Annotated in this window: 4 protein-coding genes; all 4 read right to left on the reverse strand. The window is 74.8% G+C overall.

Going from position 1 to position 11,251, the window contains the following annotated elements; all coding sequences use genetic code 11:
• Positions 1-7: 7 nt before the first annotated feature.
• Positions 8-2,383 carry an ACP S-malonyltransferase gene (fabD, locus tag BG482_RS24935; RefSeq protein ID WP_069771367.1) on the reverse strand — a complete coding sequence of 792 codons (2,376 nt, stop codon included), beginning with the start codon at positions 2,381-2,383 and terminating at the stop codon, positions 8-10.
• Complete coding sequence (locus BG482_RS24940; protein WP_069771368.1) at positions 2,380-3,279, reverse strand: DUF6039 family protein; 900 nt, start codon at positions 3,277-3,279, stop codon at positions 2,380-2,382. Before BG482_RS24940 ends, fabD begins: the two co-directional genes overlap by 4 nt.
• 138 nt (positions 3,280-3,417) lie before the next feature.
• Positions 3,418-4,977 (reverse strand): MDR family MFS transporter, encoded by a 1,560-nt coding sequence (locus BG482_RS24945; protein ID WP_256096473.1) that lies wholly within the window; start codon positions 4,975-4,977, stop codon positions 3,418-3,420.
• 44 nt (positions 4,978-5,021) lie between these two features.
• On the reverse strand, positions 5,022-11,177 hold the full coding sequence (locus tag BG482_RS44110; RefSeq protein ID WP_176741452.1) for a beta-ketoacyl synthase N-terminal-like domain-containing protein: 6,156 nt from the start codon (positions 11,175-11,177) through the stop codon (positions 5,022-5,024).
• Positions 11,178-11,251 lie beyond the last annotated feature (74 nt).

Genomic DNA, 11,251 nt, shown 5'->3' on the forward strand with positions numbered 1-11,251 from the left:
GCATGTGTCATGGGTGGTGAGGGACGTCGCCCGGGCCGGTCGGGGCGTAGGCGGCCAGGCGCTCGCGGAGGACCCGTGCCGCTCCGCTCATCAGCAGGTCGGCGATGCGTTCGACATGCCGCTCCGGCCAGGGCTCCAGTGCGGTGCCGCGGACACAGCGGTTGAACGCGCCCGCCGCGGGCCCGCAGTGCACCTGGTAGTTGGCGCGTTCGGTGGGATCGCCGTCCTGTGCGGCCCGGTTGGTGCGGGCGAAGTAGGACTTGAACAGGAGCGCCATCCGGTGCCGGGGATCGCGCTCGGCCCGCTCGATCTCATGGGCGCGGCCGGTGTCCCGGTAGTGGGCGCAGGTCTGCTTCCACACCTGGTCGAGCGGGGCGCGCAGACAGTCGCGTTCCAGCCAGGTGCGGGTGGCCTCGTCGAGGTCGTCCAGTCCGCCGTGGCCGCGGTAGAGCTGGTACAGCTTGTTGGCGCGGGCCGCGAAGAGGGTGCCCTTGCGGACCACCTGGACCCGGGAGCCCAGTTCGAACAGGTCGCCGGCGGGCGCGTACGCGGTGTCCTGCACGTCCAGGGCGGCCAGCAGGTCCTTCACGGCGTCCGAGGTGCCCGCCTGCGGCGAGCACTGGTTGACGGAGCCGGTGACGACGAAGTCGGCGCCGAGGACGAAGGCCGCCGCGACCGCCTCCGGGGTGCCCAGCCCTCCACAGGCCCCGACCCGCAGGCGGCGGGCGTAGCCGTGCCGTGCCGTCAGCCGCTCGGCCAGCGCGGCCGTCGTCGGCACGAGGGCCAGGCTGACACCGCCGTCCGTATGGCCGGCCGAGTCGCCCTCCACGCAGATGTCCTGCGCCACCGGCAGCCCGCGTGCCGCGTCGGCCTCCTGCGGGGTCAGCGCGCCCTCGGAGACCAGGCGCCGCAGCAGTTCCTCGGCGGGCGGCGCCATGAAGTGGGCGGCCACCTCGGGGCGTGAGCACTTGGCGACCAGGGTGCGTACCGCGACGGCGGCGCCGTCGGCGGTGCGGTGGGCGCCGGTGAACCGGAAGCGGACGATCGCCGGGGTGACGGAGGTGAAGGCGGCGGCCTCCACATGCCGGACGTCGTGCCGCAGCAACAGGTCGGTCAGGGCGTCCTCGGCGCCGGGACGGGTGAGGTCGTGCAGCAGATTCACGCCGTAGCGGCCGTCGAGGCCGGGGGTGCGGGCGAGTTCGGTGAGCGCCTTCTCGACGGTGGCGAGGTCCAGTCCGCCGGCGCCGAAGTAGCCGCGCAGGCCCGCCCGCCCGAGCCGGGCGACCAGCTCGACGGAGGACACGCCCCGGAACATGCTGCCCGCGAGGTAGGCGTAGCGCACCCCGTGGTCCTGCCGGAACTCCGCGCTGCCGAGCCGGGCGGCGGCCGGGTCACCGACGGGCTCCGGATCGCAGGCGGCGGCGTCGCGTCGTGCCGCCCCCACCACCGCCCCGGCCGCCGCCACGGTCACGGGCACGGGCAGAGGTTCCGGCACCGACTCCGGCAACGGCCGCTGCGGCTGCGACCGCGGCACCGTTTCCGGCTCGGCCAGCACCGAATCCCACATCGGCCGCAGCATGGGGCGCGGGCCGAACTCGCGGGCCTCGGTCACTCCCAGCCGGACCAGTTCGCGCAGGGTCTCGTGCCAGCGCACCGGGGCCGCGATCTGCCGGGCCAGCAGGTCCGCCACACCGTCGGCTGGGTAGGGCCGGCCCGTCACGTTGGCGATCACAGGAATGCCCGGTGGCCGGAACTCGACGGTGTCGAGGAAGGCGGCGAAACGCTCCTGGGCAGGGCGCATGTGCCGGGAGTGGAAGGCTCCGCTGGTGGCCAGCGGGACACAGCGGGCGCCCTGGGTCGCCCGCACCGCGGCGCGTACCGCCCGCACGGACTCGGCCGGACCCGACACCACCACCTGGGTGGCGGTGTTGAGGTTGGCGAGGTCGACGTCGGCGGCCCCGCAACGGTCGAGCAGGGCGCGGACGGCGTCGGGCGCGAGGCCGACGACGGCCAGCATGGCGCCGCCGTCCGCCTCCCCCATCAGCTCCCCGCGCCGCCGCACGATCCGCAGACCGGTCTCGAAGTCGAAGCAGCCCGCGGCGAGCAGCGCGTTGTACTCGCCGAGGCTGTGTCCCGCCAGGACGTCGGGGCCGGGGCCCTCCGCCAGCGCCTCCGCGCACGCGAGCGCGTTGACGACGTACAGCGCGGGCTGGGTCCACCGGGTGCGGTTCAGCCGGCCGTCGGGGTCGTCCAGGCACAGCGCGCGCACGGACTCGCCGAGGATGCGGTCGGCTGCCGCCACGTACTCGGGGAAGCGGTCGAAGAGCGCCTCCCCCATCCCGGCGCGCTGCGCCCCCTGTCCGGCGAAGAGCCAGGCCTTCACGCGCCCGGGTGGAGCTGGTGCGGCAGCAGCAGGATGTCCTCGATGGTGCCGGGCACGAAGGAGCGGCCCCAGTTGCCGCCGCCCTTGCCGCCGGCGATGAACTGCCGCTCGGCGAGCGCCCCGAAGTCGGCGTCGGTGCGCTCGAGTTCGAGCAGTTCCTGGTAGGCGTCGAAGTCCTTGAAGTGGACGAGCCAGTGCAGCCGGTCCATCACGCCGAACGTCTCCTCGTAGAGGTAGGAGGTGGCGCGCCCGGGCAGCTTGCGGTTGACCTCGTTCTGCCAGGCGAAGGCGTACAGCCGGGCCTCCTTGCGGAACTCGTGCGAGGCCTGGCCGGTGCGGTGCAGGGTGAGGAGCGCGTTCGCGGAGTGCAGCAGTTCGGCGTCGGACTGCCTGGTCTGCAACCGGGCCGGGTCGACCCAGAGATCGCCGCTGTCGTGCTCGTCCTCCTCGTGCACGAGCCCGTGCTGCGGGACGAGGATGCGTTCGCGCACGGAGCCCTCGACGACGGCACGGCCCCACACACCGGCGCTCGCGTCCTCGACCGTGCGGTCGCTCTCCAGCAGGTCGATCATCTTCTCGTCGTGGTCGACCATGTGCAGGCTGATGGCGTAGTCGTTCGGGGTCTTCCAGTGGATCAGCCAGTGCACCCGGTCCTGCTTGCCGAACGCCTCCTCGTAGAAGTAGAAGGAGGCGCCGTTGAGGTCGGACTGGTTCATGTAGGCGATCACGTCGGCGAAGAGCTTGCGGCCCTCGACCCGGTGCTCGTACTTCAGCTGGGCGCTGCGGGCGATGGTGAAGCCCGAGTTGCCGGAGTGCAGCAGCTTGTCGGCGGGCACGGGGCTCTGGGCCGACGCCGGGCTGAGACCGGCCGCGCTCCGGGCTGTCCGCTGTTCCATGGAATGGCCGTCCTTCCGATGCGCAGAATGCGTGGCTCGTGCCGGGCCTGGAAGGCCGGCGCGAGCCACGCTAGGCGGACCGGGGTGCGGGGGCTGCACAACTTTGAGCAGGCGGGAGGCGGTCCCGCCGGCCCGGGGTCAGCCGGCCGCGGGCGCCTCCTGCACCGGCTGCTCGGCGGCCGGCTCGGCCTTGCGGGGCATCTCCTTGAGGAACAGGGACACCACGAGGGCGATGCCCACCAGCAGGACGCACACCAGGAACATGTCGCCCATGGCGTGCGCGTACCCGTCCAGGGCGTCCCCGCGCGCCGGTTCGGGCAGCCGGTGCAGGGCCGCGACGCCCTGGCCGGCGGCGCGTGCCGCGTCCTGGCCCACGTCGGTCAGCCGGTCGGTCACCCGGCTGGTGAGGACGGTGCCGAGGACCGCGACCCCGACCGCGGACCCCATTCGCTGGAAGAAGTTCGCGGCGCTGGTGGCCGCGCCGACGTCCTGCGGGGGCACGGAGTTCTGCACGGCGGTGATGACGGGCTGCATCACCAGGCCGACGCCGGCGCCGAACAGGAAGGCGTACAGGCCGATCTGCCAGTAGGGGGTGTCGGCGGTGAGCCGGGACAGCAGCAGCATGGTGACGACCAGCAGCGCGGACCCGGAGACGGGGAACACCTTGTAGCGGCCGTTCTTGCTGATCAGCTGACCGGAGGCGATCGAGGTGACGGTCAGGCCGAACATCGCGGGGAGCATGGCGAGTCCGGAACGGGTCGAGGACATGCCCATCACGGTCTGGAAGTACAGCGGCAGGAACACGATGCCGGCGAACATGGCGGCGCCGGAGAGCAGTCCGAACAGGGCGCCGACGCCGAAGACCGGGTTGCGGAACAGGTTCATGGGGATGACCGGTTCGGCCGCCCGGGTCTCGGCCCACACGAACAGGACACCGAGGGCGACGGCGCCCGCGACCAGCAGCAGCGAACCGGGTGCGGCCCAACCGTAGGCGTCCCCGGCCCAGTTGAGGTACAGCAGGGCGCACACGACGGCGCCGGCCACCAGGGCGGCGCCGGCGAAGTCGATGGTGTGCCGGCGCTGAGGGCTGCGGATGCGCAGGCCGACGGCGGTCGCCACGAGGGCCAGCGCTCCGACCGGCACGTTGATCAGGAAGATCCAGCGCCAGCCCGGACCGTCGGTGAACCAGCCGCCGACCAGCGGGCCGACCACGCTGGACAGTCCGAACACGGCCCCGAACATGCCTTGGTAGCGGCCCCTGCGCTCCGGTGGCACCACGTCGGCGATCACCGCGAGCGCCAGCACGAACAGTCCGCCCGCGCCGAGCCCCTGGATGCCGCGGAAGACGATGAGCTGCCAGATGCTCTGCGCGACGCCGCACAGCACGGATCCCACGACGAAGACGCCGATGGCGCACTGCACCACGGTCCGCCGGCCGTAGAGGTCGGACACCTTGCCCCAGAGCGGTGTGACCGCCATGGAGGTGACCAGGTAGATCGTCACCACCCAGGGCAGGCGTTCCAGGCCGCCCAGTTCGCCGACGATGCTCGGCAGGGCGACGCTGACGACGGTCTGGTCCAGCGCCGACAGCAGCATTCCCGCCATCACACCGACGATGGCCAGCGCGGCCTGACGAGGGGTGGGCAGGGCCGGTGCCGCGTCCGCGGGCCGGGAGGCCGCCTCTGCGGAGTTGTCCATGACGGGTGTTTCCTTCCGTGGGGTGACGGGCGGCGGGCCAGGTGCTAGGGCACCCGCTCCGCCGGGCTGGACGGGGGAATGCCGCCTGTCACCCGGCGGGTGACGAAGCGCAGATCGAGGATGGCCGCGCGGGCGGGGGCCGGCCGGGGCTCCGCCTGTGGCCGGGGGGCCGGGGCGGCGCCGCCGTCCGGCTTTCGCTCCAGCCACAGCCGCCGTCGCCGGTAGGCGGGCGCGGGCAGGGGCTCGCGGACCGGAACTCCGGCCGGCCGCTCGGCGGGGTCGAGGGCGGAGGCGACCAGGTGGGCGTTGGTGCCGCCGAGCCCGAAGGAGCTGAGTCCGGCCACCCGCCGCCCGGGCGGCGCCGTCCACGGCTCGGCCTCGGTCACGGGCCGGAACGGCGAGTGGGCGAAGTCGAAGCGCGGGTTGGGCGTCTCGCAGAACAGGGTGGGCGGAACCACCGCATGCTCCAGGCTCAGCGCGACCTTGACCAGGCCCGCCACACCGGCCGCGCTCAGCAGATGGCCGACGTTGGCCTTGAGGCTGCCGATGGCGCAACGGCCGTACGGCTCCTCGGCGCCGGCGAACGCGTCGGTGAGGGCCTTGAGTTCCATGGGGTCGCCGATCCTGGTGGCGGTCCCGTGCGCTTCCACGAGCCCGATCTCCTCGGCCCTGCGGCCGGCCGCGGCCAGTGCCTTGCGGACGACGTCGGTCTGGGCGGCCGGGTTCGGCGTGGTGGTTCCCATGGTGTGGCCGTCGTTGTTGACGGCGACCGCCTCGATCACCGCGTGGACGCGGTCGCCGTCGCGCAGGGCGGCGGCCAGCGGTTTCAGCAGGACGGCGCCGCAGGCCTCCCCCGGCACGATCCCGTCCGCGCGCTCGTCGAACGGCCGGCAGCGCCCGGTGGGCGACAGCACCCGCGCGGCGCTGAACTCCAGGTAGGGCCGCTCGTCCAGCAGGATCTCCACGCCGCCGGCCAGGGCCAGTTCCGCCTCGCCGGACAGCACGCTGCGGCACGCCAGCTGCACGCTCACCAGGGAGGACGAACAGGCGCTGTCCACCACCAGGCCGGGGCCCCGGAAATCGAAGCGGTGGGCCACCTGGGCCGCGAGGAAGTTCTGGTCGGACTGGAGCACGTCCGGGCGCAGGGGCGCGCGCAGCGGGTAGGAGGAGATCCGTCCGCCGACGAAGACGCCCACGTCCCGGCCGCGCAGTTCCTCGCCCCGGTAGCCGGCGTCGGCCAGACAGTCCCGGGTGGCCTCCAGGAACAGCCTGATCCCCGGGTCCAGCACGGTCGCCTCGTCGTCGGTGAGCTGGAACGGCTCGGGGTCGAACAGGTCCAGGCCGTCCAGGAATCCGCCCCATTTCCCGGTGCTGCGGCCCAGTTCGTGGTCGGGGCGGTAGTAGGCCTCGGTGTCCCAGCGTTCGCCCGGCACCTCGGTGACGGAACAGCGGCCTTCGAGCAGGTTGCGCCAGAAGGCGGCGACGTCCGGGGCTCCGGGGAAACGTCCGGCCATGCCGATGACGGCGACCTTGCCGTCGGTCCCGCGGTCGGCCGAGGACACGGTGGCGGGCGATGCCGGCGGCGCGGGCACGGCCGGCGGCGCGGACTGCGGTCCGGGCGGCGCGGTCGCCGGCTCCCGTGTCCTGGCGACCGGTTCGGCGTGCGGCGCGAGGCCCGCAGAGGTGAGATGGTCGTGGAGCTGCTCCACCGAGGGGTGCTCCAGGAGCAGCGACGGGGGAAGGCGCTTGCCGACGGCCTCCTCGACGCGCTCCAGCAGTTCGCCGAGCATCACGGACTCCACGCCGAGATCGGTGAAGTCTGCCGTGATGTCGAGATCCGTCTCCGGGGTGCCCAGCACCGCGCAGACCAGCGGGACCAGCCATCCGGGACCGCTGTCGGTGGGCGGGGCCTCCCGTGCCGGGCCCGCGTCCGCCGCCTCCGCTTCTGCCTCTGCCTCTGCCTCTGCCTCTGCCTCTGCCTCTGCCTGCGGTGTCCCGCTCGTCCGGGTGGCCAGCAACGTCTCCGTGTCCAGGCCGGAGTCCAGGGGGACGGCCGGCAGGACCGTGCCGCCCCAGGGCATGGCGATCACCTGCTCCAGGATGCGCAGCCCCGTGGCGTCGTCGACGGTGTCCAGGCCGACCGGGGCGCAGACGTTGTCCTTGCCGCGTGCCGCTCCGCTCTGCGTCCACATCGGCCAGGCCACGGAACGGAAATGGCCGCCGCCGCCGCGTACCCGGTGGGTCAGCAGCAGGTCCATCGCCGCGTTGGCCGCCGCGTAGTCGGTGACGCCGACGGCCAGGCGCGGGATCAGGGCGCAGGCCGAGGAGAACGCCACGAAGAAGTCGAGCCGGTCGCCCTCGCACAGGGCGGCCAGTGTCTCCATCCCCTCGGGCTTGGGCGCGAAGGTGGCGCGGACGGTGGCGGTGTCCTTGCCGACGAAGGCGGGCCGGCCGTCGCCGAGACCGCCCGCGCAGTGCACCACGCCCGCGAGGGGCCCGAGTTCGGACCTCACCCGCTCCAGGAAGGCGCCGAGGGCGGCCCTGTCGGTGAGCGGTCCGGTGTGGACCAGGACGCGCGCGCCGAGCTGTTCCAGCCGCCGTACCCCGGCGACGGCCTCCGCCTCGGCGGCGCCGAGCGCCCCGGCGGTGTCCCACTGGTCGCGGGACGGCAGCGGCCGGGCTCCGAGCACCGCGATCGCCCTCGCCCCCCGCTGGACGAGGTGCGCGGCGATCCGCGCGCCGATGCCCCGGGTGCCGCCGGTGACGACGTAGGCGCGGCCGGGGTCCGGGGCGAGCGGGGTGTGCCGGGCCAGGGTGGGGCGCAGGACGGGTTCGTAGCGCAGTCCGTGCCGGTGACAGATCTCGGCCCGGTCGCCCGGCCGGTGCCACTCGCCCCACAGCGAGGCGGCCAGCCGTTCCGGGGCGGCGGTGGGCAGGTCGGTGTCGAGGACGGTGGTGTCCAGTCGCCGGTACTCGGCGCCGAGGCAGCGCAGGAACCCCGCCATGCGGGCGCCGGACGCGCAGGGATCGGGTCCGTCGAGGTCCTGAAGGCCGCGTACCGCCTGGATGCCGCGCAGCCGGGCGCCGGGCCGGGCGCCGAGGAGCCGGCGGATCATCAGCAGGCGGGCGGTCCACGGGCCGGGGTCGTCGGGGTCGGGCCGGTCGAGGTCGGTGAGGTCGATCCAGCCCGCGATCACCGGGTGGCGGGCGAGCAGGTCGTCGGTGACGGCGTCGGCCCGGGCGTCGTCGCCGAACTCCCCCGCGTCGCCCGGGCGGTCGCCGTCGTGGACGAGGACCGGGACGAGGGCGCCGGGTCGCGCGGTGCGGGCGAGCGCGTCGGCCAGCGCCCGGGTCGCGGCGCCGTGCAGGCACACCACGACGCCCTCGGCGGGACCGTTCCCGGCGGTCGCCTCGCCGGTGGGCAGCCACTCGCGGCGCAGCAGCACGGCGTCGTCGCCGTCCTGTCGGGGGGCCGGTGTGGCACGGGCCGTCTCGGGGTCCGGCGAGGTGACGGCCCCGCCGGCGTCGTCCTCCTCCCGGATCCAGCACCGCATCCCGGCGAAGGGGTAGGCCGGCAGGGTGGTGATGCGCGGCGCGGCCCCGGTGTGCAGCCGGGCCCAGTCGACGGGTCCGCCGGTCACCCAGTGCCGGGCGAGCGCGGCGAGGTCGGGGTCCGGGCCGTCCGGCAGCAGACGCCCCTGGGGCCGGCCGCCGTGCGGCGCCCGACCCTGCACGAGTCCTTCGGCGCCCGTGTCCCGGCCTGCCGCGAACTCGGCCAGGCGGTCGGCGGCCTCCGCCGCGTCGGCGGCGAGGAGCGCCAGCCGCGTGCGCAGCGGCTCGCGGCCGATCTGGAGGGTCCAGGCGATGTCGGCGAGCGGTGCCGGCTCCGGGCGGCGCAGCCAGGCGGCGAGGCGGGAAGCGGTGTCCTTCAGGCGCTCTTCGTCGTGTGCGGAGAGCACGAGCAGCCGGGGCGCCGGGGCACTGTCCGTGCCGGGCTGCGCGGGGAACTCCTCCAGCACGACGTGGGCGATGGTTCCGCCGGCGCCGAAGGAGCTGATGCCGGCGCGGCGGGGGCGCGGTGCGCCGTCCGGGCCGGTCGGGCGCGGCCAGGGGGCGGCGGTGTCCTGGGCGCGGAAGGGCACGGCGTCCCAGTCGATGTTCGGGTTGAGCCGGTCCACGTGCAGGGTCGGGGCCAGCGTGCCGTGTTCCAGTTGGAGCAGGCTCTTGGTGAGCGCGGCGATGCCGGCCGCGGCCTCGGCGTGCCCGATGACGGACTTCACCGAGCCGATGGGCAGCGAGCCCGGCGGACGGTCGTCGCCGCCGAAGACGCGGGTGAGACCGTCGATCTCGACCGGGTCGCCCAGGGCGGTGCCGGCGCCGTGGGCCTCCACGTAGTCGATGTCGGCGGGTCGCAGTCCCGCGTCGGCGAGGGCCTCCCGGACGACCTCGCTCTGCGCGACGGGGGACGGCACGATGTAGCCGTTGGTGCGTCCCGCGTGCACCACGGCGGTGCCCCGGATCACCGCGCGCACCCGGTCGCCGTCGGCCAGGGCCCGGGCCAGTGGCTTCAGCACCAGCACGCCGACCGCCTCGGCCGGCACGAACCCATCGCCGCCCGCGCCGAAGCTGCGGCAGCGCCGGGAGCTGGAGGTCAGGGACATGAGCCGCTGCTGGACGAACTTGTTCGGGTGCAGGGAGAGGTTGACGGCCCCGGCGAGCGCGATCTCGCAGTCCCCGGCGCGCAGTGCGCGCACGGCCAGGTGCAGGGCGGCCAGCGAGGAGGAGCACATGGTGTCGACGGCGAGGCTGGGGCCGTGCAGGTCGAGGACGTAGGAGACGCGGTTGGCGATGTTGCCGAGCGCGCCGCCGCTGTAGGCGGGGCGCCCGCGCAGGGTCTCCTCCACGCCGAAGAACGCGTAGTCGGCGTACATGGCGCCCGCGTAGACGCCGACCCGCGACCGGTGCTGTTCGCGCAGTCGTCGCCGGGGATAGGCGGCGTTCTCCAGGGCGGCCCAGGCCGTCTCCAGGAAGAGGCGCTCGTGCGGGTCCATGAGGGCGGCGTCGCGGGGGGTGATGCCGAACAGCAGCGGGTCGAAGCGGTCGACGCCGTCGAGGAAGCCGCCGGTCATGTCCTCGACGGGCCAGCCGGGCCGGTGCCGGTGGGCGGGCAGGCCGGTGACGCAGTCGTGCCCGTGTCTCAGGTTGGCCCAGAACGTCTCCAGGTCCGGGGCCTGCGGGTAGCGGCCCGCGACGCCGACGACGGCTATCGCGCCGTCGCTCTCCGCGGCCGGGGCGGGGGCGGGGGTCGGGGCCGGGGCCGGGGTGGGAGCGAGGGCCGATCGGGGGGCGGGGTCCGTCCGTCCGGGGTCCGGCGTGCGGCGCGGGGCGGCCCCGTAGCGGCGCACGGCGTCCTCGGCGACGTGGGCCATGTCGGCGTGTTCGAAGAACAGGGTCCGGACGCCGACCCCCCAGTCCTCCGCCAGCAGCCGGTTGAGCTCGCCGATCTGCAGGGAGGTGAGCCCGTACTCCACGAAGGGCGTGTGGGCGTCGAGTTCGCTCCGGGGGATCCCGGACACCTCGGCGTACCGGTCCAGGAGGGCGGTCTCCAGGTCGGTCGCGCGCGGGTCCGCCCGGGCGTCCGGCGCGGTGTCGGCCGCCGACGCCGAAGGGGGCGGCGGCACGGGCGCGTCGGCGGTGGTGAAGGGGTACACCGGCAGGGCGACGCGGGCGCGAGGCGTGTGCCAGTAGGTCTCCCAGGGCAGGTCGGCGCCCTGGGCCCACAGCCGGGCCGCCTCGGCGGCGGTGCCCGGCGGCCCGGAGGGCGCCCGGCCGGTGCGCCCGCTGTGGACGGCCGGGTCGGGACGGCCGGCGAGGAAGGCCTCGAGCGCGGCGACGACCCCGGCGAGATCGGGGTGTACGACCGCCAGCCGATGCCGCATGGGCACCCTGCCGGTCTGGGTCGTCCAGGCGACGTCGGCGGCGGCGGGCGCCCGTTCCTGGCGCAGCAGCCGGGCGAGCCGGGCGCACAGCTCGTGGGCGGCGCGGACGAGCCGGTCCGGGTCGCCCGCCGACACGAGGACGACGCACGGGTCGACGGGGGCCGTCCCGGTGCCGCCGGGCGGTGCGTCCGGGGGCGCCGACGGGACGGGCGTACCGCCGTCGGGCCGGGTGTCGGTGTCGGTGCGCTCCATAGGGTTCATGCCGTCTCACTCCACGGGTGTCGACCTCGGCTCGGTCCGTGTCGGTCCGGGCACGCCGCGTGCCCGTGGGGTCC

The sequence above is a fragment of the Streptomyces sp. LUP30 genome (genome assembly GCF_001746365.1).
Taxonomy (GTDB): domain Bacteria; phylum Actinomycetota; class Actinomycetes; order Streptomycetales; family Streptomycetaceae; genus Streptomyces.

Excerpts from the sequence above, each read along its gene's own strand:
- BG482_RS24940 (WP_069771368.1), bottom strand. The coding sequence starts at position 3,279 with ATGGAACAGCGGACAGCCCGGAGCGCGGCCGGTCTCAGCCCGGCGTCG.
- BG482_RS24945 (WP_256096473.1), bottom strand. The coding sequence starts at position 4,977 with ATGGACAACTCCGCAGAGGCGGCCTCCCGGCCCGCGGACGCGGCACCG.
- BG482_RS44110 (WP_176741452.1), bottom strand. The coding sequence starts at position 11,177 with ATGAACCCTATGGAGCGCACCGACACCGACACCCGGCCCGACGGCGGT.